This is a genomic window from Nonomuraea sp. NPDC004580 (genome assembly GCF_040609855.1).
Classification (GTDB): domain Bacteria; phylum Actinomycetota; class Actinomycetes; order Streptosporangiales; family Streptosporangiaceae; genus Nonomuraea; species Nonomuraea salmonea.
In genome coordinates, this window is the sequence record NZ_JBEXLH010000006.1 from 88,567 (window position 1) to 112,944 (window position 24,378).

Genomic DNA, 24,378 nt, shown 5'->3' on the forward strand with positions numbered 1-24,378 from the left:
GCCGGGGAACCCCTGGTCCGCCAAGGCCGCATTTCGAATTGTGTCGCTTAGGGTGGCTTCTATGGACGCAGGCAAGGCGATCTTCGAAACCGTCGGCAAGCTCCGCCAGCGGCGTACGGCCCCGCTGGTGCTGGAGCTCGATCTGACCGAGGGGCTCACCGAGGGCCCACCGTCCGATCCGCTCGCCGCTGTGCTGTCGATGCGCAAGCCGCGCCTGACCGACGTCCTGTCCGGGCTCAAGCGGGCCCGCCAGGACCCGAAGGTCAGGGCGCTGGTCGTGAAGGTCGGCGGCAACCCGCTGGGCCTCGCCATGGTGCAGGAGCTGCGCCAGGCGGTGATCAGGTTCCGGGCGTCGGGCAAGCTGACGGTCGCGTACGCGGAGACGTTCGGCGAGTTCGGCGGCGGCACCGTCCCCTACTACCTCGCCACGGCCTTCGAGCGCCTCTACCTGCAGCCGAGCGGTGACGTCGGGCTGACCGGCCTCGCCATGGAGCAGCGGTTCGTCAAGGGCGCGCTGACCAAGCTCGGCATCGGCTACGAGGCCGGCCAGCGGCACGAGTACAAGACGGCGGTCAACACCTTCACCCAGGACCACATGACCGAGGCCCACCGCGAGTCGGCGGCCCGCATCCTGGAGTCGGTCACCGAGACGGTCGTCGCGGGCATCGCCGACGGCCGCCGGCTCGACCCCGGCAAGGTGCGCGAGCTGATCGACCGCGGGCCGTTCACCGCCGCCGAGGCGAAGGAGGCGGGGCTGGTCGACGGGCTGGCCTACCGCGACGAGGTCTACGACGAGCTCAAGCGCGCCGCGGGCGAGGACGCACACCTCCTGTACGTCTCCCGCTACGCCCGTGGCGCCTCCGTACGCAAGCTGCCCCAGCCCATGGCCGACGGCATCGCGCTCGTCCACGGCACCGGCATGATCAAAAGCGGCCGCAGCGGACGCAGCCCGCTCGGCGGTGGCGGCGCGATGGGCTCCGACACGATCAGCGCCTCGCTGCGCGCCGCCCGGCGGGACGAGCACGTCAAGGCCGTGGTGTTCCGGGTCGACAGCCCCGGCGGCTCCTACGTGGCCAGCGACACCGTCTGGCGCGAGGTGACGCTGACGAGCAAGGTCAAGCCGGTGATCGTGTCGATGGGCGACGTGGCGGCCTCGGGCGGCTACTTCGTGTCGATGGCCGCCGACGTGATCGTGGCGCAGCCGGGCACGCTGACCGGCTCGATCGGCGTCTACGGCGGCAAGGCGGTGCTGGCCGAGCTGCTGGAGAAGATCGGGGTCAACTCCGAGCTGCTGGCCGAGGGGGCCAACGCCGGGATGTTCTCCTCCTCGCGCGGCTTCTCGCCCGAGCAGTGGGAGCGGGTGAACGCCTGGCTCGACCGCATCTACGACGACTTCGTGGGCAAGGTGGCCCGCAGCCGCGACCTCAGTCCCGAGCGGGCGCACGAGCTGGCCAAGGGCCGCGTCTGGACGGGCGCCGACGCGCACGCCCACGGGCTGGTGGACGAGCTGGGCGGCCTGGAGGACGCGCTGGCGCTGGCCAGGAAGCGCACCGGGCTGGCCGACGACGCGCCCGTACGCACCTATCCCCGGCTCAACCCGCTCGAACGGCTGCGCGGGCCCGAGTCCAGCGAGGACAAGTCGGCGGCGCTGGCCAGGATCCGGCTCGACGCGTGGGGGCCGCTCGCGCGCCTCTCGGCCGAGCTGGGCCTGCCCGCCGGCGGCCCGCTCCTCCTGCCCTCGTGGTACCGGATCCGCTGAGGCGGCCTCAGCCAGTGGAGCGGTAGCGGCCGCGCAGGCGTACCAGCGGCTGCTTCGTGGCGTCGACGTAGTCGACGGCGAGGACGGCGGCGATGAAGATCGTGTGGTCGCCGGCCGCGACGACCTTGGTGGTCTCGGCCTCGACGGCGGCCACCCCGCCCTCGACGACCAGCGCCTCCGTGTGCGGCCCCCGGTGGTGCGGGGTGCCGGCGACGAGCAGGCGGGCGCTGGGCCGGCCCGCGGTGGCGAAGCGGCTGGCGACGGCCGCCTGCCCGGACGACAGCAGCGAGGCGGCCCAGCGGTCCCGCCGCAGCAGCACCTCGTTGAGGTAGCCGCGGCTGGCCAGGCTCACCAGCACCAGCGGCGGATCCAGCGAGACCGACATCAGCGCCGACACGGTGGTGCCGATGTCGTCGCGCCCGTCGCGCGCGGTCACCACCGCCACGCCGGCCGCGAGCTGCGCCATCGCCTCCGTGAACAGCTCACTCACCGCGCCGCCCGCCCCACCGGGCAACTGGCCGGGCCTCCGCACGTGCGGAGGCCCCTGACGTAAGTGACGGCGCTCAGGCGAGGCCGTTGCTGCTCAGCCATTCCTTGGCCACCGTAGCGGGCTCGTCCTTGTTGACCGAGATCTTCTGCATCATCTGCAGCAGCGAGTCGGTGGTCAGCTTGGCCGAGATGCCGTTCAGGGTGGTCCTGATCGTGTCGTCGGCGGAGGCCTTGTGCAGCAGCGGGGTCACGTTCTGGGCGGCGAAGATGTTCTTGGTGTCCTCAAGCGGCACCAGGTTGTTCGTCGTCATCTTGGGGTCGGTGGTGAAGACGTTGCCGACCTGGATGGAGCCGTCCTTGAGCGCGTCGGCCGTGGTGGGGCCGGTCGGCTTCCACTCCTTGAACTCCAGCCCGTAGACCTCCTTGAAGCGCGACTCCCAGCGCTTCTTGAACTCGGGCGGAGCCCCCAGCACCATGTCCTTCGAGACCTTGGCGAGGTCTTCGATGGTGTTGAGCGACTGCTTGGCCTGGGTGTCCTTGGTGACCGACAGGCTGTCCTTGTCCTCGGCGGGCGAGGAGGCGAGCACTTCGAGCTCGGCGGGCAGCTTCTCCTTCAGCGCCGCGTTCACCTCGTCGGTGGTCACCGAGGTGTCCTTGATGTCGACGAAGGCGAGCAGGTTGCCGTTGTACTCGGGGACGACCGTCAGGCCGCCGCTCTTGACCTGGTCGTAGACGACCTCGCGGCTGCCGATGCGCGGCTTCTCCTCCACCTGCACGCCCTTGGCCTCAAGCGCCTGGGCGTAGATGGAGGCGAGCAGGACGCTCTCGTCGAAGTCGAAGGAGCCGACGATCGCCTTGCCTCCCGCGCCGGAAGCCGAGCCGGAGGGGGCCGCGCTCGTCGTGTCGAGCGGGTTGCCCCCGGTGGAGCCACCACCACCGCAGGCGGTCAGCGCGAGCATCGCCGACAGGAGCACCCCCGCGATGCCGTACGTGCGTCTCATGACTTTTCCCTTCTTAGCGGGAGGTTATACAGCAAAAACCTAGCGAACCTTCAGGCGCCGGCTCACCCCCGGAGAGACCGCCACTCTCTGGGCGAGAGCGAACAGCACCTGCACCACGAGCGCGAACAGCACAATCAGTACGGAACCACCGACAACGCTCGCGTAATCCTTGGTCGCGAAACCGTCGATGACATAACGGCCGAGACCCCCGAGCCCGGTGTACGCCGCCACCGTCGTGGTGGCCACGACCTGGATGGCCGACAACCGGCAGCCCAGCAGGATCAGCGGCAGCGCCACCGGCACCAGCACCCGCCCGAGCACCTGCCCGCCGCGCAGCCCCATCCCGTACGCGGCGTCGCGCAGCTCGGGATCGACCCCCTTGATCCCCTCGAAGGTGTTGACCAGGATCGGCGGCACCGACAGCAGCACCAGCGGAATGATCACCGGCCAGATGGAGGCGGTGCCGAGCAGCAGCACGAACATCACCAGCAGCCCCAGCGTGGGCAGCGCCCTGGCCAGGTTCGCGGTGACGACGACGAGCACCTCGCCCCGCCCGGTGTGGCCGATCAGCAGGCCGAGCGGCACCGCGACCAGCGCCGCGAGCAGCAGCGCGAGCGCCGAGAACTCCAGGTGTTCGAGCAGGCGGGCGGGGATGCCGCCGGTGCCCGACCAGTTGGCGGGGTCGCCGAAGAAGTCGCCGAGCCAGCCGAGGAAGGAGGTCAGCCAGGTCACGACGCGGTCCCCTTTCGTGCGCGCACCCAGGGGGTCAGCAGTCGCTGGGCGAGGACCAGCAGGCCGTCGGCGACCAGCGCCAGCGCGACGATGAGCACGATGCCGGTGATGACCGGCGGCATGAACGGGTTCTGGTAGGCCCGGGTGAACAGGCCGCCGAGCCCGCCCTGCCCGATGAGCGCGCCCACGCTGACCAGGCTGATGCTGGAGACCGCGACCACCCGCAGCCCGGCCAGCACCACGGGCACCGCGATGGGCAGCTCGACCGCCAGCAGCCGGCGCAGCGGGGTGAAGCCCATGGCGACGGCCGACTGGCGGACGTGGTCGGGCACCGAGTCGAGGCCGTCCACCACGGCGGGGATGAGCACCGCCGTGCCGTAGAAGGCCAGCGGGATGATCACCGTGGTCTGCGACAGCCCGGTCACCGAGATCAGCAGCATGAAGACGGGCAGCGAAGGCAGTGCGTAGATGACGTTCATCAGCCCGGAGGTGGGCTGGTAGAGCCAGCGCCAGCGCGCGCAGGCCAGGCCCAGCGGCAGCGCCACGACCAGCGCGAGCAGGATCGGCATGAACGACATCACGAGGTGGTCGGTGAGCAGGTTGCTGATGCTGTCGACCCGGCCGGTGTCCCAGTTGCGCCCGATCCACTCCCACAGAGAGGGAGGACCGTCACCCATCTGCGGCCTCCGCCAGCGCCTCGTCGAGTGCCTGCCGGGTGGCCACGCCGGCCACCTTGCCGTCGGCGTCGAGCGCCACCGCGTAGCCGGAGGGCGACAGCAGCGCCGCGTCGAGCGCGGTGCGCATGCTGTCGCGGCCGTGCCGGAAGGTGCCGAACGGCTCCAGCTCGCCGCCAGGCTCGCCGGTGCGCCAGCCCACCGGCCGGCCGTCGCCGGTCACGACCAGCAGCCAGGGCTCGGGCGAGGCCGCCGCCGAGTCTTCGGGCACGGTCAGGTCCGTACGCAGCCGCAGCCCCTCGGTGGAGACGAACTGCAGCCGCCTGATGCCCCTGTCGTGGCCGAGGAACTCCTGGACGAAGTCGTCGGCCGGCGCGGCGAGCAGCGTCTTGGGGTCGGCGAGCTGGGCCAGCTTGCCGCCCACCCGCAGCACCGCCACCCGGTCGCCGAGCTTGATGGCCTCGTCGATGTCGTGGGTGACGAACACGATCGTCTTGTTCAGCTCGCTCTGCAGCCGCAGCAGCTCGTCCTGCAGGCTCGTACGGACGATGGGGTCGACCGCGCTGAACGGCTCGTCCATGAGCAGCACCGGCGGGTCGGCGGCCAGCGCCCGCGCCACGCCCACGCGCTGCTGCTGCCCGCCGGAGAGCTGGAACGGGTAGCGCTGGCTCAGCGCCGGGTCGAGCCCGACCCGTTCGAGCAGCTCCATGGCCCGGGAGCGGGCCTTCTTGCGGTCCCAGCCGAGCAGGTAGGGGACGGTCGCGACGTTGTCCACGATCTTGCGGTGGGGGAAGAGACCGGCCTGCTGGATGACGTAGCCGATGCCCCGCCGCAGCGTCGGCGGGTCGATGCCCTGCACCGGGACGCCGTCGAGGAGGATGCGGCCCTCCGAGGCGTCGATCATCCGGTTGATCATCCGCAGGGACGTCGTCTTCCCGCAGCCAGACGGGCCGACGAGCACGGTGATCTCGCCCGTGGGCGCCTCTAGGTCGAGGTGATCGACGGCTACCGTGCCATCGGCATAGCGTTTGGTGACGGATTCGAATGTGATCACGCGCGAACTCTCGCTTCGGGCTTCGGGAGGCAGCGCCGCAGCCCCCGTGCCACGACCGCCGCATGATCTGCTGAACCCACAGACTACGGGGACTCTCACCAGCATGTCGTCCCGGGTTTTCCTGAAACGCTTCACTTGCCGCATCGCTGAAAACCTGCGTAAAGACCGGATATTCCTGGCAATTCCGCATCTGGTAGTGCGCCGGACCACGCCAGTTGGCATGATTACCCTCACGAATCCTGACGCATCAGCTCACAACCTCCTGACGCACCTCTCACCCCCCAGCGTCCGCATCCAGCAAGGGACCGGCCACGTGTCTCAGCCGCTCACCGATCAGCGCCAGCGCGCCGAACTGATCGCAGAGCTCTACGACCGCCACGCCGCCGGGCTGTTCGCGTACTGCGCCGACCAGCTCGGGGATCTCGGCGCGGCGTCCGACGTCCTGGCGTCCGTGCTCAACGGCGTCCCGGCCACCGCTCCGCCGCGTGCCGCGCTCTACGCGTTCGCGCGCCGCGAGATCCACCGCAGGGACATCGTCTACTCTCCCCCCACCGTCGACCCGCTCATCGACCCGGCCACCGCGCTCGTCGAGCGCTCCCTGCGCGAGCTGCGCCCGCACCAGCGCGAGGTGCTCGTGCTGTGCGCGGTGTGCGGGCTCAGCAAGGCCGAGCTGGCCTGGGTGCTCGACGTCGCGCCCGACACCGCGGAGGAGCTGGCGGTCGGGGCGGGACACCAGCTCAGGCAGGCGCTGGGCACCGCGCTCGCCTGCACCGGCGTCCGGCTGCCCAAGCCGATCGCCGACGTGTACGGCGCCCTGCGGGTCGCCCCGCTGCCCGACGTGCTGGGCCGCCTGCCGTGGCCGCAGCCGCCAGGTGCGCTGCGCATCCACTTCGCCGGCTCGCGCCCCGCCGCGCCCGGCCCGCTGTTCACCAAGCCACGCTGGCCGAGCCCGCCCGTCTGGCCACAGCCCCTGGCCGACGCCGACCCGGCCACCAGCACGGTGATCTTCCCGGCCGAGCTGCTGACGCCGCCCGCGTCGTCGCACCGGCCCGAGCACGACGCCACCACGGCGCCGCTGCCGAAGCTGCGCGATCCGCTCCGGCCGCCGGGCGACGTGCTCGATCCGGGCGTGCCGCTGCGCGACCCGCTCGGCTCGACCCGCGCGTTCAAGGACCCGCGGGCCGGCCGAGGTCCGCTCGGCGGGTCCGCGCGTGATCCGCGCGACGCCGGTGACATCCTCGCCTGGTCCGGTACGTCGGGCGGGCAGCCGGTCGAGCGGCCGTTCTACCTGGCCGAGCCCGCGCCCAACGCGGCCGACCCGTTCGCGACGGGTGACGTGATCCTGCCGAAGGACGCGCCCGATCCGTACATGACGGGTGACGTCCTCGTCCACCAGGGTCCTGCCCGGCCGGTCCCGCCGCCGCGGGGCGACCGGCGCCAGCCGTCGCTGGAGCCGCAGCCCACGCCGGAGGAGTTCCGCCGCCTGCCCGAGATGCCTTCAGCAGCGGCTCTGACGGACGAGCCGGTCCGCGAGCCGGCCGCGCCGCTGTTCAAGCCGCGCTCCCGCCCGTCCGACCGGTCCCAGAAGTCCGGCGGGACGGGCAAGCCTGGCCACCGCGCGACCGGCGGCAAGGCCCCGGGCGGGCCGGGCAGGCCGGCCAAGGGCAGACCTTCGAGCGAGCCCGTCTACCGCCTGCCCGAGCGCCCCGCCACCCCGGAGCCGGAAGCGGCCGCCGTCCGCGCAACCCCGTGGAGCAGCGGCCAGAAGACCAGGACCACGCGGGAGACCGGATGGGAGGCCGGGCAGCGGGCCGGGCGGGAGGTCGGGCTGGAGGCGGGGTGGCAGGAGGGGTGGCAGGAGGCGTCGCTGATCGCGCCGCGTCCCGTACGCGCCCGTCCCGTCACCAAGCGCCGGCCCGAGGTCACCCGGCGCCCGCCGAAGCAGCGCCGCCGCAAGAACCGCCACTACGACTGGGTGTGGGAAGTGGTCGGCTTCCTGCTGTGCGTGGCGATCGCGATGATCGTCTTCTTCTCCATGCCGGTCTTCGTCAACCCCTGACCGCCCCGTGACGGCCCCGGGGCGGTCAGCCGCCGGACAGGATCAGCCCGCTCGTCGGCACTCCTGTCCCGGCGGTGACGAGGACGTTGGCGACGTCCTGCACCTGGTTGGCGGCCGTCCCCCTGATCTGGCGGACGGCCTCGGCGATGCCGTTCATCCCGTGGATGTACGCCTCCCCGAGCTGCCCTCCATGCGGGTTGACCGGCAGCCGCCCGTCCAGCTCGATGCCCTCGTCCCGCACGAAGCCCGCCGCCTCGCCGCGCCCGCAGAAGCCCAGCTCCTCCAGCTGGGTCAGCACGAACGGGGTGAAGTGGTCGTACAGGATGGCCGTCTGGACGTCGGCCGGCGACAGCCCCGACTTCGCCCACAACTGGCGCCCGACGACGGACATCTCGGGCAGTCCGGTCATGTCATCGCGGTAGTAGCTGGTCATCATCATCTGCTCGGCCCCCGCCCCCTGCGCGGCGGCCGCGATCAGGACCGGTGACCTGCGCAGGTCGCGAGCCCGCTCGGCCGAGGTGACGACCAGGGCCACCGCGCCGTCGCTCTCCTGGCAGCAGTCGAGCAGGTGCAGCGGCTCCACGATCCACCGGGACGCCTGGTGCTCCTCCAGCGTGATCGGCCGGCCGTGGAACCAGGCGGCCGGGTTCGTGGCGGCGTGCCGCCGCATGGCCACCGCCACCCGGCCGAAGTCCTCGGAGGTGGCGCCGTACACGTGCTGGTAGCGGCGGGCGAACATGGCGACCCAGGCGGCGGGCGTCATCAGCCCGTACGGCACGTGCCAGCTCATCTCCAGCCCCTGCGAGGTGGGCTGCCCGCTCAGCCCCGAGTTGGGCTGCCCGAACCTGCGTCCTGAACGCTCGTTGAAGGCCCGGTAGCAGACCACCGTGCTCGCCATGCCGGTCGCCACCGCCATGGCCGCGTGCGCGACCGTGCCGCAGGCCGCGCCGCCGCCGTACTCGACGCGGGAGAAGAAGGTCAGCTCGCCGATGCCGGTCTCCCTGGCCACGGCGATCTCCTGGTTGCCGTCCTGGGTGAAGGTGACCAGGCCGTCCACGTCGGAAGGTGACAGGCCCGCGTCGTCCAGCGCCGCCAGCACGGCCTCGGCGGCCAGGCGCAGCTCAGAACGTCCCGACCGCTTGCTGAACTCGGTGGCGCCGATGCCCGCGATGGCGGTGTTCACTGGCTCTCCCCCTGGATGAACGTGACGGTCGCGGTGGCGTGGTCGCCGAGGCTCACCCGGCCGCGCACCCGCACGGCCGTCGCGCCGTCCGCGCCCTCGACGACCGTGCCGCTGAAGGTCAGCCGGTCCCCCGCGTACGCCGGCACGCCGAGCCGTACGTCGATGGCCTTGATCACCGCGCCGGGGCCCGCCCAGTCGGTGACGTACCGCTCCACCAGGCCCATCGTGGTCAGGATGTTGAGGAAGATGTCCTTCGAGCCCTGGGCGCGGGCCAGCGCCGTGTCATGGTGGACGGGCGTGAGGTCCATCGTGGCCAGCGCCGTCGAGATCACCACGGTCGGCGTGAGCTCGATCGTCAGCTCGGGCAGCGTCGACCCGATCATGCGGGCTCCCATCTCGGCAGCACCAGCTCGGCGTCCATCGCGTCGAACCGCACCCGTAACCGCATCCCGACCTCCACATCCTCGGGCGGGCAGCCCACGACGTCGCCCACGACCCGTACGCCCTCCGGCAGCTCCACCACCCCCACCACGAACGGCGTCTCCCGTCCCGGCACCGGCGGATGGTGGTGCACGACGTAGCTGAACAGCACGCCCTCGCCGCTCGCCACCGTGTGGCCCCGGTTGGCGGAGCGGCAGCGCGGGCACAGCGGGCCTGGCGGGTGGCGCCGCTCGCCGCAGTCGGCGCACGCCTGGATGCGCAGCTCGCCCTGCTTCGCGCCCTCCCAGAAGAACGCGGTGTCGTCGTTCACGGCCGGCCGCAGCGGGTACGGCTTCCGCTCCTCGGCCTGTTCCCTGTCCGGGGGGCGGAACTTGAGTACGCGGAACATCATCGTGGCGACCGGCTCGTCCTCGTCGGTGTACCAGGTGACGTTCCAGGTGGTGAAGTAGCCGGTGCCCAGCGCCGTGCGCTTCGGCCCGGCGAGCCCCGACAACCGGGTGGCGGGGGTGAGCCGCTCGCCCACCCGTGCGTAGCGGTGGTAGGTCTGCTCGCAGTTCGTCGCCACCACGCCCGTGTAGCCGGCGCGGTCGAGCGCGGCCAGCAGGTCGTCGACCGGCGAGCGGTCCCTGCCACCCGGCCCGCGCATGGTCCACACCTGCGCCATGGCGGGCGGGGCCAGGCCGCGGTCGAGATAGACGGGGTTCGTGTCGCCCATGGCGGTCAGCCAGTGCCGGATCATGGGGACGTTGACGGGGTCGTCGGCCGGCGTGCCGCGTACCTCGCCGAGCGCCGCCTGCTTCGCGGCCAGCTCGTGCAGCTCCTCGTCACTGAGGACGGGCACCGCGCTCATCGGGGCGGCCTCGGCAGGCTCAGGCCGAGCATGGCGATCAGCTCCCGCTGCACCTCGTTCACCCCGCCGCCGAACGTCAGCACCACCGCCCCCTTGCTCGCGTGGTCGGTGCGCTCGATCAGCTCGGCGGTCTCGGGGTCGGCCGGGTCGCCGTACCTCGCCAGCACGTCCCCCACGATCCTGCCGACCTCCTGCATGCGCTCGGAGGCGTAGATCTTGGTCGCGGACGCGTCCGGCGCGCCCAGCCAGCCGAGGTCCATGTTGGCCGCGACCTGCCAGTTGAGCAGCTCGTTCGTCCGGAACGCGGCCCACACCGCGGCCAGCGCCCGCCGCACGCCGGGCTCGGCGTCCAGCCCCGTGCGCCGCGCCCAGGCGCGGAACCTGTCGTACGTCTGCCCGATGTTGCCCGCGGGGCCGAGCGTGACCCGCTCGTGGTTGAGCTGGTTGACGATGAGGTCCCAGCCGCGGTCCACCTCGCCCACCACCATGTCCACCGGCACGCGCACGTCGGAGTAGTAGGTGGCGTTGGTGTGGTGGCGGCCGTCCATGGTGACGATCGGCGTCCACGAGAAGCCGGGGTCGTCGGTGGCGGCGATCATCATCGTGATGCCCTTGTGCCGCTTGGCCGTCGGGTTCGTGCGGGCGGCGAGCCAGATGTACTGGGCGTAGTGCGCGCCGCTGGTGAAGATCTTCTGGCCGTTGACGACGTAGTGGTCGCCGTCCAGCACCGCCGTCGTCCGCAGCGCGGCCAGGTCGGTGCCCGCCTCGGGCTCGCTGTAGCCGATCGCGAAGTGGCACTCGCCGGCCAGGATGCGGGGCAGGAAGAAGTCCTTCTGCCGCTGGGTGCCGTACTGCATGAGCGTGGGGCCCACCGTCTGCACGGTGATGATCGGGTACGGCACTCCGGCGCGGGCGATCTCGTTGGCGAAGATCTGCTGCTCCAGGGGGCCGTAGCCGCCTCCGCCGTACTCCTTGGGCCAGCCGAGGCCGAGCTTGCCGTCCCTGCCGAGCCGGCGGCAGTGCTCCATGTACGCCTCGCCGAACGGATCGTCGGCGATCTCGGCCCGGTCCTCGGCGGTCAGGCAGGAACCGAAGTACTCGCGCAGCTCGTCGCGGAGCCCGCGCTGCTCGGGGGTCAGGTCGATGAGCATCAGACGAGCGCTCCGATCAGGTCGAGCTGGGCGTCGGCGCCGCCGAGCAGGTGGGACAGGTGCTTGGCCTGGGCGAAGTAGCGGTGCAGCGGGTAGGTGACGTCGAGGCCGAGCCCGCCGTGCAGGTGCTGGCAGGTGTAGAGCGCCGTGACCGCCTCCCCCACCTGGTACGCCGCCAGCGCCAGGTCCTGCTCGGCCGGCAGCCCCTCGGCCAGCCGCCAGGCCGCCGACCACATCGCCACGTCGAGCGCCCGCCCCGCGATGTAGACGTCGGCGATCTGCATCGTCACGGCCTGGAACTCGGCCAGCGCCCGCCCGAACTGCTTGCGCTGCTTAATGTAGCCGGTCGTCAGCTCCAACGCCCCCGCCAGCACCCCGCTCGCCTGGGCGGCGACGGCGGCCATGAACACCTGTACGGCGTCCCGCGCCCCCTCCGGCCCTGCCACGCGCTCGGCCGGGGTCGCGTCCAGCACGATCGTGGCCGCTTGCTCGCCGGTCGAGGTGTGCTCCGGCGTGCCCGCCAGGCCCTCCACCAGGAACAGCCCCTCGTCCGCCGTCACCAGCACCCCGGCGCCGTCCGGCTGCGGCACTCCCGTCTTGCGCCCGCTGACCTCCCAACCGCCGGTCCCCTGGCGGGCGGTGGTGCGGGGCGGCCCGGCCAGGGGGAGGCCCGGTTCGCGCAGGGCGAGGGTGAGCCGGGCGCCGGGCGGCCGCTGCCGGTCGGGGGCCGCGTGCCGGGCCAAGAGCAGTTGGCCCGCGAGCACCGGCAGGGCGGGCACCGGGGCCGCGCGAGCGCCGACCTCGCGCAGCACCACCGCCATCTCCACCGGGCCGAGCCCCGCGCCGCCCGCCGCCTCAGGCACGCACACGCTGAGCAGCCCGGCCTGCCACAGCCGCTCCTCGTCCTCTTCCCCCGACCCTTCTTTCGACAGGACATCTGCCGCCAGCTGCTTCAGCTCCCGCTGGGTTTCGTCCAGGTTGAAATCCACTACGTCTCCAAGAGGTGTCGCCTGCCGTGCCGTACGAAGTCGTCCTCGATGCCCTTCACGTCCGCGTCGGTGAGCGGACGGAAGCCGTGCCGCGTGCGCCACCAGACGGGGTCGGCGGTGCGCCACGCCTCGCGGGCGAGGTGCCGCTTGATGACCTTGTGCGAGGGCGTCTGCGGCAGCTCGCGGGCGATGCGGACGTAGCGGGGCAGCGCCTTGACGCCCAGGTCGGCGCGGCCGGCCAGGAAGGCCGCGAACACCTCCGGGTCGAAGCCGCCCTCCAGCACGAGCGCCGCCATCACCTGGTCGCCGGCCGCCGCGTCGGGCACCGGGTAGACCGCCGCCTCCACCACCCCGGCGAACTCGCGCAACGCGGCCTCGATGGGCGCCACCGCGAGGTTCTCGCCGTCCACGCGCAGCCGTTCCGTGCCTCTTCCCGCGAAGAAGACGTGGCCTTCCGCGTCGGCGTAGGCCAGGTCGCCGGACCAGAACGCGCCGTCCCTGACCCGTTCCGCGTCCGCCTCCGGGTCGTTGTAGTAGCCGTCGAACAGCCCCAGCCCTGCCGTGTTCACCAGCTCGCCGACCGCTTCCTCCGCGTTGAGCAGGCGGCCGTCCTCGATCCTGGCGGGCGGGCAGGGGCGGCCGGTGAACGGGTCGAGGATCCGTACGCCGTCAGGGAGCCGGCCCAGGCAGCCCGGCGGGCCCGTGAGGTCGGGGGTGAGCGAGATGGCCGTCTCCGTCGATCCGAACGCGTCGATCACCCGGCACCCGAACCGCTCCCCGAACCGCCTGGCCGCCACCGCGCTGCCCTCGTTGCCGAACGCGATCCGCAGCGGGTTGTCGGCATCGTCGGGGCGCTCCTCGGTGGCGAGCATATAGGAGAGCGCCTTGCCGACGTAGTGCAGATACGTGGCGCCGTACCGTCTGATGTCGGGCAGCAGCCCCGTCGCCGAGAACCGCCGCCGCAACACCAGCCGGGCCCCGGACGCGACGGCCGGGGCGTAGGCCGCCATGAGCGCCCCCGAGTGGAACAGCGGCATCGAGCAGTAGACGGCGTCGTCCGGGCCGAGCATGGCCGCCAGACTGACCCCGGGCACAGCCAGCTTCCGCTGCGTGACCCGAACGGCGCGCGGCCGCCCCGAGGTCCCCGAGGTGAAGATCAGCATCACCAGCTCGCCACCCTGCGGATCAGCACGCTCGGGATCGGCGGGGGAAGCGTGCGGAGGCGAGCCCGTGTGCGTGCCCGTGGCGAGCGGGCGGGACTCCACCCCCAGTTCCCGGGACACCTCGGTGGTCAGGTCCTTAAAGGGGGTGTCGGCCAGGAGCAAGGTCACGTCGGTGGCGCGGGCGTCGCGGATCAGCTCCGGGGCCGGGCGGGTGGGGTTGAGCGCGACCACCACGTGGCCGGCCAGCGCCGCGCCGCCGATGAGGAAGACCAGGTCGGGAACGTTCTCACTCAGCACACCGACGTGCGTGCCGGGGCCGTGCGCGGACAGGCGGGCGGCGGCCTCCCGACAGGCGATGACGTGCTCGCGCCACGTCCACACCCTGTCCTCGAACACGAGCCCGGGGCGGTCGTCGTGGGCGCGTGCGGTCAGCAGGGAGGCGAGCGTGTCCGCGGTCATCGCGCCTCCAGCAAGCGCTAGGTAAGCCGATTCGCAAACTAGAACAGATTCTATTGTCTGTCCAGCGGCCACCTATCGACATAAGGCCGGATATATCCGTGTAACGCCGGAGACATGGGCCTATAGGGCCGGTTTGTGACCCGCGAGTAACAAGCCGCGCCAAGAAGAAATCAGATAACGTGTTCTCATGCGTTCCACGCACGCCACTTCCGCGGCGCCCCCCGGCGACTCAGAGGGCACCATGGAAAACGGTTCCACCCCGGGCGGGCACAGCGTCCGCACCCGCAGCCAGCACCAACGCCGCAAGCGCATCGTCCAGGCCGCGGCGGCGCTGGCCTCACGCGGCGGTGTCGAGGCCATGCAGATGCGGACGGTGGCCGAGCGCGCGGGCGTGGCGCTTGGCACGCTCTATCGCTACTTCCCGTCCAAGATGGACCTCGTCGTGGCCGTCGTCGGCGAGGAGATCGACCTGCTGGAGAGCAGCATCGAGCGACGCCCCCCGGGTGCCGCGACCCCCGCCAGCCGCGCGGTCGACGTGCTCATGCGGGCCACCAGGGGGCTCATGCGCGAGCCCGAGCTGGCCGACGCGCTCATCCGCTCCCTCATCATGGCCGAGGTCCAGACCCCCTTCGGCGACCGCATGACCGGCCTGCTGCTGCGCGTCTCAGCCGACGGCCTGACCCTGCAGGAGGCGAGCGAGGAACAGATCGACCTCGCCGGCTCCCTGGCCAGCGTCTGGGTCCAGGAGCTGCTGGAGATGCTGCGGGGGCGCCGCACGTACGACCAGATCCAACGCCGCATCGAAACCGCCGCCGCCCGCCTCCTCGCCGACATCTGACCAACGCGCCCTGCCACGGGGACGGGCCGGCCTGGTCCTGTCCGGTCCCTCCTTTCTTCTCCGGAGGGTGTTTCTGGGATTCTGTCGGTGGCGGGAGCTATACAGGGGGTATGACCGACAAGCCGACGAGCGAGGACTTCCTCCGCCAGGCTGATCCCATGCGGCGCGAGTTGCTCGCGCACTGCTATCGCATGATGGGTTCGGTGCACGACGCCGAAGATCTCGTGCAGGAGACCTACCTGCGCGCGTGGAAGGCGTACGAGGGCTTCGAGGGGCGTTCGTCCCTGCGCACATGGCTCTACCGCATCGCGACCACCACGTGCCTGACGGCGCTCGACAGCCGTTCCAGGCGCCCCCTGCCGACCGGGCTCGGCGCTCCCAGCCAAGAGGCCGCCGCGCCGCTCGTCCGCGACGACGAGGTGCCGTGGCTGGAGCCCGCGCCCGACGCCCTGACGGGTGCCGGCGCCGACGACCCGGCCGCGATCGTGACCTCGCGCGAGAGCATCAGGCTCGCGCTGATCGCCGCGCTGCAGCACCTGCCGCCCCGCCAGCGCGCGGTGCTGGTCCTGCGCGACGTGCTCAAGTGGAAGGCCGCCGAGGTGGCCGAGGCGGTCGGGGTCTCGACGGCGGCTGTCAACAGCCTGCTGCAGCGGGCCCGCGCCCAGCTCGACGAGGTGGCGCCGAGCGTCGACGACCCGGTGGAGCCGCTGACGTCCGAGCAGCGCGACCTGCTCGACCGCTACGTCGCCGCGTTCGAGAACTACGACGTCGACGGCCTGGTCCACCTGTTCACCGAGGACGCGGTGTGGGAGATGCCGCCGTTCACCGGCTGGTACCAAGGTCCCGAGTCGATCGTCGAGCTCACCAGGACGCAGTGCCCGGCAGAGCGCGCGGGTGATCTGCGGCTGGTCCCGGTCGCGGCGAACGGCCAGCCGGCGTTCGCGGTCTATCACCGCAAAGACGGCGTCTACGGCCAGTTCGCCATCATGGTGCTCACCTTGTCGGGCGGCCGGGTCAGCCACGTCGGCATGTTCTTCGAGGAGCAGCTGTTCGAAACGTTCGGCCTGCCGCCGAAGTGGGAGGGTTCCGCAACGAAGTAGAACCGGTTACAGTCGCGCCAGAGCTTCATTCTGGAGGCGGCTATGGGCACACCCGTGATCGTCGAGGCCGTACGCACACCGATCGGCAAACGGGCCGGCTGGCTGGCGGAGCTGAAACCGCAACAGGTTCTGGCCACGGCGCTGAACGGGCTCGTCGAACGCGCGGCCATCGACCCGGCGATCGTCGAGCAGGTGTTCGCCGGCTGCGTGACGCAGGCGGGCGAGCAGGGCGGTCACGTCGGGCGGCACGCCTGGCTCTATGCCGGGCTGCCGTACCAGACGGGTGTCACCACCGTCGACGCCCAGTGCGGCTCGTCGCAGCAGGCGGTGCACCTCGCGGCGGCGCTGATCGGCGCGGGCGTGATCGAGGCCGGCGTCGGCTGCGGCGTCGAGGTCATGAGCCGGGCGCCGCTGGGCAGCAACGTACGCCCCGCCAAGCCGCGCCCCGACGACTGGACCATCGACCTGCCCGACCAGTTCACCGCGGCCGAGCGCATCGCCAGAAGGCGCGGGCTGACGCGTGAGCGGCTCGACTGGTTCGGGGCGCGCTCGCAGCGGCTGGCGGCCAAGGCGTGGGCCGTCGGGCGGTTCGAGCGGGAGATCGTGCCGGTCGGCGACGTCCGCAGGGACCAGGGCCTGCGCGAGACCACCGTCGAGGGGCTGGCCGCGCTGAAGCCGGTGGTGGAGGGCGGGCTGCACACGGCCGGCACGTCCTCGCAGATCTCCGACGGCGCGGCGGCCGTGCTGGTGATGAGCGAGACGGCGGCGCGGCGGCACGGCCTGCGGCCCAGGGCCCGCATCCTGGCGCAGGCGCTGGTGGGGGCGGAGCCGTATTATCACCTCGACGGGCCGGTGGCGGCGACGGCCAAGGCGCTCGCGTCGGCCGGGATGACGATCGGCGACATTGACAGGTTCGAGGTGAACGAGGCGTTCGCGTCGGTCGTGCTGTCGTGGGCGAGCGCGCACGAGCCCGACTTCGACCGGGTCAACGTCAACGGCGGCGCGATAGCGCTCGGCCACCCCGTGGGCGCGACAGGCGCCCGGCTCATCACCACGGCGCTGCACGAGCTCGAACGCTCCGACTCCAGCACCGCGCTCGTCTCGATGTGCGCGGGCGGCGCGCTGGCCACCGCCACCATCCTGGAACGGATCGGCTGAACGGGTATCCGGGCGCCGCACCGGGCGCTCTTACCCACGAACCACCACGAATCGGGGGCACATGAAGACCAGGCGCAGACCGTACGCTGAGCAGCGTCCGCAGGATCTCGGCGGCGGCGTGTGGAGCGTGCCGGTGCCGATCCCGGGCAACCCGCTCGGCTACACGCTCGTCTACGCCGTCGAGTCGCCCAGGGGCCCGGTGCTGATCGACGCCGGCTGGAACCACCCCGACGCGTGGGACGCGCTCACCGGCGGCCTGGCCGCGCTCGGCATCGACGTGAGCACGGTGAGCGGGGTGGTCGTCACCCATTTCCATCCCGACCACGCCGGGCTCGCCGGGCAGGTGCGCGAGGCGTCCGGCGGCTGGATCGCCATGCACGAGGACGACGCGGCGCTGGTCAGGCTCATGACCGAGTACGCGGCCGGCGAGCACGACGACTTCCAGAGCGACATGCTGCGCCGCGCGGGAGCCGACCCCGGCGAGGCCAGGCAGGCCATGGGCACCAGGCCCGTGCCGCCCGCCCTGCCCGACCGCGAGCTGCGTGACGGCGACCTGGTGGACCTGCCGGGCCGCAAGCTGCGGGCGTTCCACACGCCCGGCCACACGCCCGGCCACATCTGCCTGCATCTGGAGGACGCGGACCGGCTGTTCACCGGTGACCACGTCCTGCCCGACATCACCCCGCACGTGGGGATCTATCCGTACGATCGCGACGACGTCGATCCGCTCAGCGACTTCCTGAACTCGCTGGACCGGATCGGCGACCTCTCGGCGGTCAGTGGCCCGCTCGACGCTCTCCCCGCCCATGAGTGGATATTTCCGGATGTTGCGGCACGCGCCGCCGAGATCCGCCACCATCACGAGGAGAAACTCGAACGGCTGCGCGCCCTCCTGGCCAGGCAGGCGCAGCCGCTGACCATCTGGGAGGTCGCCGCGATGATGACGTGGAACCGGCCGTGGGACGAGCTGCCCCCGGTCCTGAGGGGCATGGCGGCCGGTGAGGCCGCGGCCCATCTGCGTACGCTGGAGGCGCGCGGTCAGGTTCGTCGCCACGCGGGGGTCGATCCGGTCCGCTTCCAGGCTCTAGACTCCTAGACATCCGATGTCTAGGGAGAAGAGCGTGGCGGTCACCGACGCGGCCATCGACAAGATCAAGCAGATGATCGTTTCCGGCGAGCTGGCGCCAGGAGACCGCCTGCCCAAGGAGGCCGACCTGGCCGAACGGCTCGGCCTCTCACGCAACTCGCTGCGCGAGGCCGTCAGGGCGCTGTCGCTCATCAACGTCCTCGACGTGCGCCAGGGCGACGGCACGTACGTCACCAGCCTTGAGCCCCGGCTGCTGCTCGACACCATGTCGTTCGTGCTCGACCTGCACCGTGACGACACCGTGCTGCAGTTCTTCGAGGTCCGGCGCATCCTCGAGCCGGCCGCCACCGCGATGGCCGCCGAACAGATGACCGACGCCGACATCGCGGAGCTGCGGGTGATCCTCGACAAGCTGCCCGAGCGGCCGACGGTCGAGGAGCTGGTGGCCAACGACCTCGAGTTCCACCACCGCATCGCGCAGGGCTCGGGCAACAGCGTGCTGTGCTCGTTCATCGAGAGCCTGTCGGGGCCGACCACCCGGGCCAGGATCTGGCGCGGCCTCACCCAGGAGGGCGCGATGGACAAGACCCGCGAGCAGCACAGCGCGATCTACGAGGCCATCGCCGGCCGCCAGGCCGACGTGGCGCGCTCGTGGGCGACCGTGCACGTCGCGGGGGTCGAGGCGTGGCTGCGGCGGGCTCTGGACATGGACTGACACATCGGAGGATTAGCCGCGATCAGCCTGCGTGGCAGCGGGTAGTACCGGTTCTGTGCCCGACAAACTGACGCAGTATCGGAGCAAACGCGACCCCGGCCGCACGCCTGAGCCCATCCCCGAAGCCCCCTCCGGCACCCCCGGCGGCAACGCGTTCGTCATCCAGGAGCACCACGCCCGCTCCCTGCACTGGGACCTGCGGCTCGAACGCGACGGCGTGCTCGTCTCGTGGGCGGTGCCCAAGGGGCTGCCCGCCGACCCTGACATCAACCATCTCGCCGTGCACACCGAGGACCACCCGATGGAGTACCTCACCTTCCACGGCGAGATCCCCAAGGGTGAGTACGGCGGCGGCTCCATGACCGTCTGGGACACCGGCACGTACGAGACCGAGAAGTGGTCGGATCGCGAGGTCAAGGTCGTGCTGAACGGCGAGCGGGCCTCCGGCCGGTTCGTGCTGTTCCGTACCCGGGGCAAGAACTGGATGATCCACAGAATGGGCTCGGCCGTCCGCGACCCGTTCCCCGGCCTCGCCCCCATGGAGCCGACCGCGCGTTCCCGGCCGCCCAAGGACGTCTCGGCGTACGCCTTCGAGTTCGCCTGGGGCGGGCGGCGGCTGCTCGTGCCGATCGACGGCGGGCGTACCGAGGCGGCCGGTGCGCACCCCTGGCTGCGCGGGCTGGCCGAGTCGTTCGGCAGCCGCACGGCGGTGCTGGACGGCGAGCTGGTCACGCTCGGCGGCGCCGAGCTGCTCGTCTTCTACGACCTCCTGTACGACGACGGCCACACGCTCACCGGCGAGCCCTACACGGTGCGGCGCGCAGCCCTGGAGGCGCTCGACCTGACCGGCGCCCACTGGCAGACCGCCCCGTCGTGGCCCGGCGACCCGGCCCCGGTCCGCCAGGCCGCCCGCGACCAGGGCCTGCCAGGCGTGGTGGCCAAACGCCTCGACTCACCGTACGAACCGGGCCCGTCGAAGCACTGGCTCTTCCTGACGTCCTAGAGAAGTCCTTCCGCGACGAGGTCCGTCCACAAGGACTCGGGGACCGGGCGCTCCAGGAGGGCGGTGTTCTCCTGGACCTCCTGGGGGGTGCGGGCGCCCACCACGATCGTGGCCACCGCCGGGTGGCGGAGGGGGAAGGCCAGCGCGGCCTGGGGCAGAGTGACGTCGTGGCGTTCGCAGACCGCGGCGATGCGCCGCGCCTTCGCCACCAGGTGCTCGGGGGCGGGCAGGTAGTCGAAGGTGCCCGCGGGCTCGTGCGTGGCGAGCAGGCCGCTGTTGAAGACGCCGGCGGCCAGCACCGCGACGCCCCGCCGCGCGCACTCCTCCAGGAGCGGCAGGCCCGACTGGTCGAGCAGCGTGTACCGGCCGGCCAGCATGACCACGTCGATGTCGGTCTCGCGGACGAACCGCAGCGGCACCTGCCACTGGTTCATGCCGACGCCGACCGCCCGGATCCGCCCCTCGGCGCGCAGCTCGGCCAGCGCCGGATAAGCCTCCTTGATCGCCTGGTCGGCGTGGTCGTCAGGATCGTGGATGAAGGCGATGTCCACGCCGGACAGCCCGAGACGGGTGAGGGACTCGGTCAGCGACGTGCGTACGCCGTCGCCGGAGAAGTCCCACACCCGCTCCAGGTCGTCGGGCTCGTCGAAGCCCAGCTCCGTGCGCCCGCCCTGCTCGGAGGAGGCGACGGAGACCGGCCGCAGCAGCCGGCCGACCTTCGTGGACAGCAGGTAACCCGACCGGCCGGCCAGCGCCGCGCCGATCCGCCGCTCCGACACGCCGAGCCCGTAGTGGGGCGCGGTGTCGTACAGGCGGATGCCGCTCTGCCAGGCGGCCTCGACGGTGGCCCGCGCCTGGTCCTCGGCCACCGCGTCGTACAGGTTGCCGATGGGCGCGCCGCCGAAGCCGACGCGGGGCAGGTCGATCCGGTCCATCAATCTTGCGCCTTTCCGCCGGCGATCCTGCTGATCATGAGTGCGATGAGGATGATCGAGCCGTAGATGACCGGCTGCCAGAAGCCTGACACCCCGATGAGGGTGAGGATGTTCTGCACGAGGCCGATCACCAGCACGCCGGTGAGCGCGCCGAGGATCGTGCCCTTGCCCCCGTCCATGCTGACACCGCCGATGACGGCCGCGGCGAACACCATGAAGATCCAGCCGACGCCCTGCTGGTTGCCGATGGCGCCGAGGCGGCCCGTCTCCAGCACGCCGGCCAGCGCGGCGAGCGTGCCGCCCAGGATGAACACGCCGTACAGCACCCGGTCGACCCGGATGCCGGCCGCGCGGGCGGCGTCGAGGTTGCCGCCGATCGCGTAGAGCGCGCGGCCGAGCCGCAGGTAGCCGAGGCCGAAGATGCCGGCCGCGAACAGCAGGCCGGCGATCCAGATGGCGGCGGGCAGGCCCAGCCACATGGCGCTGCCCAGGTAGAGGATCGAGTCGGGGAGCTCGAACAGCGTCTTGCCCTCGGTCGGTCCCTGGAGCAGCCCGTGCACGATGATCAGCATGGCCAGCGTGACGATGAACGCCGACAGCTGGAACCGTACGATCAAGAAGCCGTTGAACGCGCCGATCGCGGCTCCGACGAGCAGCGCCAGCGGGATCACCAGCACGCCGGGCAGGCCGATGCCGAAGCCGCCCGCCGACACCGGGATGACCAGCATCACCGCGATCGCCGGCGCGGTGCCGACCGTCGACTCCAGCGACAGGTCGAACTTGCCGGCGATCAGGATCATCGCCTCGGCCAGCACCAGCAGCGAGATCGCGGCCTGCTGCTGGAGCACGTTCGTCAGGTTGCCCGCCGTCAGGAAGGTCGGGTCGAGGAACGCGCCGACGACGAGCAGGAGCACGATCACCGGGACGAGCGTCAGATCGCGGAACTTGGCCAGCCGCAGCCGGGGCGCGGGAGCCGTCAAAGCAGTCACTCTTCTATGCCTTCCATCACGGCCACGAGCTCGTGGTCACTCCAGCCACGCGGCACCTCCTTGACGACCCTGCCGTGGAACATCACCAGCACCCGATCGCAGATCCGCAGGTCGTCGAGCTCGTCGGAGACCACCACGGCCCCCGCGCCGCGCTCGACGGCGTCCTCGACGGCGCCGAGCAGGGCCTGCTTGGCCTTGACGTCGACGCCGGCGGTCGGGTTGATCACCACCAGCACGGCCGGGTCGTCCACCAGCGCCCGCGCGAACACCACCTTCTGCGCGTTGCCTCCTGACAGGTCGCCTACCGGCTGGTCGGGCCCCTCGGTCTTGATGTCGAGGGAGGCGATCAGCCGCTCGGCCTCGGCGCGGCGCCGCGCGGGCGAGACCGTGCCGAAGCGGCCGAGCTTGCGGGCGATCGGGAACGTGGCGTTCTCGCCCACCGACAGCAGCGGCACGAAGCCCTCGTGGTGGCGGTCCTCCGGGACGAACCCGAGCCCGGCCCGCATCGCGGCGGGCACGTCGCCCGGTCTGACCTGGGTGCCGTTGACGGTGACCGTGCCGGCGTCCGCTTTGCGCAGCCCGACCAGCGTCTCCGCCAGGCCGACCTTGCCGCTGCTCGCCGACCCGGCCAGGCCGACGACCTCGCCCGACCTGACCGCGAGATCGACGCCGGTGTAGCGGCCGGCCAGCGACAGCCCGGCGCCCTCCAGCACGACCCGCTCGGCCGGCGTGTGCTCGCGGGCCTCGTACGCCGCCGTCGCCTCGCCGGTCATCGCGGCCACCAGCTCATCGTGCGGCAGCCCCGCGACCGGCCTGGTCAGGACGTGCCGGGCGTCGCGGAACACCGTGACGCTCTGGCAGATCTCGTAGACCTCGTCGAGGTGGTGGGAGATGTACATCATGGTGACGCCCTGCTCGCGCAGCGAGCGCATGCGCGCGAACAGGCGCTCGATCGCCGGGCCGTCGAGCCGCGCGGTCGGCTCGTCCAGGATGATGAACCGGGCGCCGAACGACAGCGCGCGGGCGATCTCCACGAGCTGGCGCTGCTCGACGCTGAGGTCGCCGGCCAGCGTCTGCGCGTCGACGTCCACCTCGTACGTGTCCAGCAACTCCCTGGCCCTGGCCCGCAGCGCCCGCCAGTTGATCGTGCGCCCTTCCGACTGGCGGTTGAGGAACAGGTTCTCGGCCACCGTCAGCGCCGGGATGATCGTGGACTTCTGGTAGACGCACGCCACCCGCCGCCGCCAGGCGTCCCGGTCGCCGAGCGCGGGCGCGGGCTCGCCTGAGAAGCGCACCTCGCCCTCGTCCGGCCGCTGCAGCCCGGTCAGGATCGACACCAGCGTGGACTTGCCGGCGCCGTTCCTGCCGACCAGCGCGTGCGTCTCGCCCTCGGCGATCGTGATGCCGGCGCCGTCGAGCGCGGTCGTCGGGCCGAAGCGCTTGACCACGTTCCTGGCTTCGACGTGGGTGCTCATCACTTGACCTGGTTGCCCCAGAGGGCCTGGTCGTCCACGTTCTCCTTCGTCACGAGCGGCGCGGGGAGCTGGTCCTCCAGGCCGTTCGGCAGCTCGATGATCGTGCTGCCGTGATCGGTCGGGCCGGGCTTGAACGTCTTGCCCTCGGCCGCGGCCTTGGCGTAGAAGAGGGCGTACTTGGCGTAGAGGTCGGCCGGCTGCGAGACCGTCGCGTCGATGTCGCCCTTACGGATCGCCTCGAACTCCTGCGGGATCCCGTCGTTGGAGATCACGAAGATGTGCTTGGGGTCGTCGGTGGGGAGCAGCAGGCCCTTCTGCTTGAGCACCTGCAGCGTCGGCGCCAGGTGCACGCCGCCCGCGTGCATATAGATGCCCTTGATGTCGGGGTTCTGCTCCAGGCGGGTCTGCAGCATCGACGCCGCCTTCGTGCCCTCCCACTCGGTCGGCTCGCTGAACACCGTGATGCCGGGGAACTTGCTCTTCATGCAGTCGAGGAACGCCTCCGACCTGTCGCGGCCGTTGATCGAGCCGAGCGAGCCCTGCAGCTGCACCACCTTGCCCTTGCCGCCGAGCTTCTCGCCGAGGAACTCGCACGCCTTGGTGCCGTACGCGCGGTTGTCGGCGCGGACGACCATGTAGACGTTGCCCTTGTCGGGACGGGTGTCCACGGTGACGACCGGGATCTTCTTGTTCTCCAGCTGCTGCAGCGTGGTGGCGACGGCGCCGGTGTCCTGCGGGGCCATGACGATGACCTTGGCGCCCTGGCCGACCAGCGCCTGCACGTTGTTGACCAGCTTGGCCACGTCGTTCTGCGAGTTCGTGGCGGGCATGAGGTCCACCTTGAGCTCGCCGGCCATCTGCGGGACGTACTTGATGTAGGAGTTCCAGAAGTCGGAGTCGGCGCGGGGATGGTCGATGCCGACCTTCCCGCCGCCGCCTCCTTCCGCCGTCGTGCCGCCTGAACCGCACGCGGTCACGACCGCCAGCATGGCCGCTGCCGCGACCGCCCGTCCGAATCTCATGGGGGGTACCTTCCTTAGTTGCCTGGCCCTCCGGTCGGAGGGCCGTCGGCCG

The 24,378-nt window shown here is 71.6% G+C and carries 23 protein-coding genes; 8 read left to right on the top strand and 15 right to left on the bottom strand.

Annotated elements, in window-relative coordinates:
* Positions 1–61: 61 nt before the first annotated feature.
* Positions 62–1,759, top strand: coding sequence for a signal peptide peptidase SppA (sppA, locus tag ABZW11_RS09820; protein ID WP_355414591.1), 1,698 nt, complete (start codon positions 62–64; stop codon positions 1,757–1,759).
* A 7-nt stretch (positions 1,760–1,766) separates the two neighbouring features.
* Here the strand turns inward: sppA and ABZW11_RS09825 are convergent, their stop codons facing one another.
* The 5 genes from ABZW11_RS09825 to ABZW11_RS09845 all read right to left on the bottom strand — a co-directional run bounded on the left by ABZW11_RS09825 (position 1,767) and on the right by ABZW11_RS09845 (position 5,709).
* Positions 1,767–2,249: a flavin reductase family protein gene (locus tag ABZW11_RS09825; RefSeq protein ID WP_355414593.1), complete on the bottom strand. Its 483-nt coding sequence runs from the start codon at positions 2,247–2,249 to the stop codon at positions 1,767–1,769.
* A 73-nt stretch (positions 2,250–2,322) separates the two neighbouring features.
* Positions 2,323–3,249, bottom strand: a complete 927-nt coding sequence (locus tag ABZW11_RS09830; RefSeq protein ID WP_355414595.1) for an ABC transporter substrate-binding protein — start codon at positions 3,247–3,249, stop codon at positions 2,323–2,325.
* A gap of 39 nt (positions 3,250–3,288) precedes the next feature.
* On the bottom strand, positions 3,289–3,981 hold the full coding sequence (locus tag ABZW11_RS09835) for an ABC transporter permease (protein ID WP_355414597.1): 693 nt from the start codon (positions 3,979–3,981) through the stop codon (positions 3,289–3,291).
* A complete protein-coding gene (locus tag ABZW11_RS09840; RefSeq protein ID WP_355414599.1) occupies positions 3,978–4,658 on the bottom strand; it encodes an ABC transporter permease subunit in 681 nt (226 codons plus the stop codon). Before ABZW11_RS09840 ends, ABZW11_RS09835 begins: the two co-directional genes overlap by 4 nt.
* Positions 4,651–5,709: an ABC transporter ATP-binding protein gene (locus ABZW11_RS09845; protein WP_355414601.1), complete on the bottom strand. Its 1,059-nt coding sequence runs from the start codon at positions 5,707–5,709 to the stop codon at positions 4,651–4,653. Before ABZW11_RS09845 ends, ABZW11_RS09840 begins: the two co-directional genes overlap by 8 nt.
* A 313-nt stretch (positions 5,710–6,022) precedes the next feature.
* On the opposite strand from ABZW11_RS09845, the gene ABZW11_RS09850 reads away from it, so the two are divergent.
* The gene (locus ABZW11_RS09850) at positions 6,023–7,768 is read left to right on the top strand and encodes a hypothetical protein (RefSeq protein ID WP_355414603.1); all 1,746 of its coding nucleotides are present in this window, start codon (positions 6,023–6,025) and stop codon (positions 7,766–7,768) included.
* Between the two features lie 25 nt (positions 7,769–7,793).
* Here the strand turns inward: ABZW11_RS09850 and ABZW11_RS09855 are convergent, their stop codons facing one another.
* The 6 genes from ABZW11_RS09855 to ABZW11_RS09880 are packed head-to-tail and all read right to left on the bottom strand — an operon-like array spanning position 7,794 to position 14,004.
* Positions 7,794–8,951, bottom strand: a complete 1,158-nt coding sequence (locus ABZW11_RS09855; RefSeq protein ID WP_355414605.1) for a lipid-transfer protein — start codon at positions 8,949–8,951, stop codon at positions 7,794–7,796.
* On the bottom strand, positions 8,948–9,334 hold the full coding sequence (locus ABZW11_RS09860) for a MaoC/PaaZ C-terminal domain-containing protein (protein WP_355414607.1): 387 nt from the start codon (positions 9,332–9,334) through the stop codon (positions 8,948–8,950). The genes ABZW11_RS09855 and ABZW11_RS09860 overlap by 4 nt, the downstream gene beginning before the upstream one ends.
* On the bottom strand, positions 9,331–10,242 hold the full coding sequence (locus ABZW11_RS09865) for an OB-fold domain-containing protein (protein WP_355414609.1): 912 nt from the start codon (positions 10,240–10,242) through the stop codon (positions 9,331–9,333). Before ABZW11_RS09865 ends, ABZW11_RS09860 begins: the two co-directional genes overlap by 4 nt.
* Positions 10,239–11,393 (bottom strand): acyl-CoA dehydrogenase family protein, encoded by a 1,155-nt coding sequence (locus ABZW11_RS09870; RefSeq protein WP_355414611.1) that lies wholly within the window; start codon positions 11,391–11,393, stop codon positions 10,239–10,241. The genes ABZW11_RS09865 and ABZW11_RS09870 overlap by 4 nt, the downstream gene beginning before the upstream one ends.
* Positions 11,393–12,382, bottom strand: coding sequence for an acyl-CoA dehydrogenase family protein (locus ABZW11_RS09875; protein WP_355414613.1), 990 nt, complete (start codon positions 12,380–12,382; stop codon positions 11,393–11,395). Before ABZW11_RS09875 ends, ABZW11_RS09870 begins: the two co-directional genes overlap by 1 nt.
* Positions 12,382–14,004 (bottom strand): AMP-binding protein, encoded by a 1,623-nt coding sequence (locus ABZW11_RS09880; RefSeq protein WP_355414615.1) that lies wholly within the window; start codon positions 14,002–14,004, stop codon positions 12,382–12,384. The genes ABZW11_RS09875 and ABZW11_RS09880 overlap by 1 nt, the downstream gene beginning before the upstream one ends.
* Positions 14,005–14,245: 241 nt before the next feature.
* On the opposite strand from ABZW11_RS09880, the gene ABZW11_RS09885 reads away from it, so the two are divergent.
* From ABZW11_RS09885 to ABZW11_RS09910, 6 genes are all read left to right on the top strand, one after another.
* Positions 14,246–14,842: a TetR family transcriptional regulator gene (locus ABZW11_RS09885; protein WP_355414809.1), complete on the top strand. Its 597-nt coding sequence runs from the start codon at positions 14,246–14,248 to the stop codon at positions 14,840–14,842.
* Positions 14,843–14,952: 110 nt separating this feature from the next.
* The gene (locus tag ABZW11_RS09890) at positions 14,953–15,942 is read left to right on the top strand and encodes a sigma-70 family RNA polymerase sigma factor (RefSeq protein ID WP_355414617.1); all 990 of its coding nucleotides are present in this window, start codon (positions 14,953–14,955) and stop codon (positions 15,940–15,942) included.
* 42 nt (positions 15,943–15,984) lie between these two features.
* A complete protein-coding gene (locus ABZW11_RS09895; protein ID WP_355414619.1) occupies positions 15,985–17,100 on the top strand; it encodes a steroid 3-ketoacyl-CoA thiolase in 1,116 nt (371 codons plus the stop codon).
* Positions 17,101–17,161: 61 nt separating this feature from the next.
* Complete coding sequence (locus ABZW11_RS09900; protein ID WP_355414621.1) at positions 17,162–18,196, top strand: MBL fold metallo-hydrolase; 1,035 nt, start codon at positions 17,162–17,164, stop codon at positions 18,194–18,196.
* Between the two features lie 25 nt (positions 18,197–18,221).
* Positions 18,222–18,902: a FadR/GntR family transcriptional regulator gene (locus ABZW11_RS09905; RefSeq protein WP_355414623.1), complete on the top strand. Its 681-nt coding sequence runs from the start codon at positions 18,222–18,224 to the stop codon at positions 18,900–18,902.
* A gap of 55 nt (positions 18,903–18,957) precedes the next feature.
* Complete coding sequence (locus ABZW11_RS09910) at positions 18,958–19,905, top strand: DNA polymerase ligase N-terminal domain-containing protein (protein ID WP_355414625.1); 948 nt, start codon at positions 18,958–18,960, stop codon at positions 19,903–19,905.
* On the opposite strand, the gene ABZW11_RS09915 is transcribed toward ABZW11_RS09910, so the two are convergent.
* The 4 genes from ABZW11_RS09915 to ABZW11_RS09930 are packed head-to-tail and all read right to left on the bottom strand — an operon-like array spanning position 19,902 to position 24,326.
* Positions 19,902–20,840 carry an aldo/keto reductase gene (locus ABZW11_RS09915; protein WP_355414627.1) on the bottom strand — a complete coding sequence of 313 codons (939 nt, stop codon included), beginning with the start codon at positions 20,838–20,840 and terminating at the stop codon, positions 19,902–19,904. The genes ABZW11_RS09910 and ABZW11_RS09915 overlap by 4 nt on opposite strands.
* Entirely contained in the window at positions 20,840–21,829 is a 990-nt protein-coding gene (locus ABZW11_RS09920; protein WP_355414629.1) for an ABC transporter permease, read from the bottom strand. The genes ABZW11_RS09915 and ABZW11_RS09920 overlap by 1 nt, the downstream gene beginning before the upstream one ends.
* Entirely contained in the window at positions 21,826–23,304 is a 1,479-nt protein-coding gene (locus ABZW11_RS09925; RefSeq protein WP_355414631.1) for a sugar ABC transporter ATP-binding protein, read from the bottom strand. The genes ABZW11_RS09920 and ABZW11_RS09925 overlap by 4 nt, the downstream gene beginning before the upstream one ends.
* The gene (locus ABZW11_RS09930) at positions 23,304–24,326 is read right to left on the bottom strand and encodes a sugar ABC transporter substrate-binding protein (protein ID WP_355414633.1); all 1,023 of its coding nucleotides are present in this window, start codon (positions 24,324–24,326) and stop codon (positions 23,304–23,306) included. Before ABZW11_RS09930 ends, ABZW11_RS09925 begins: the two co-directional genes overlap by 1 nt.
* Between the last annotated feature and the right edge of the window lie 52 nt (positions 24,327–24,378).